The organism is Pseudomonas sp. BP01 (genome assembly GCF_022760795.1).
GTDB classification, from domain to species: Bacteria; Pseudomonadota; Gammaproteobacteria; order Pseudomonadales; family Pseudomonadaceae; genus Aquipseudomonas; species Aquipseudomonas putida_Q.
Window position 1 is genome coordinate 1 of sequence record NZ_JAFBKA010000123.1, and the last position, 287, is coordinate 287.

General features: G+C 44.9%; 1 rRNA gene. It reads left to right on the forward strand.

Going from position 1 to position 287, the window contains the following annotated elements:
• A 16S ribosomal RNA gene (locus JOY50_RS28760) occupies positions 1-75 on the forward strand; the annotation flags it as partial.
• Positions 76-287 lie beyond the last annotated feature (212 nt).

A 287-nucleotide genomic window follows, 5' to 3' on the forward strand; every position in this document is an offset into this window, starting at 1 on the left:
ACGGTGTGATTCATGACTGGGGTGAAGTCGTAACAAGGTAGCCGTAGGGGAACCTGCGGCTGGATCACCTCCTTAATCGACGACATCAGCCTGCTGATGAGCTCCCACACGAATTGCTTGATTCATTTGCTGATCAGAACTCAGAAATGAGCATTCCCTGCGAATGTTGATTTCTGACTTTTGTCAGATCGTTCTTTAAAAATTCGGATATGTGATAGAAATAGACTGAACACCAGTTTCACTGCTGGTGGATCAGGCTAAGGTAAAATTTGTGAGTTCTGCTCGAA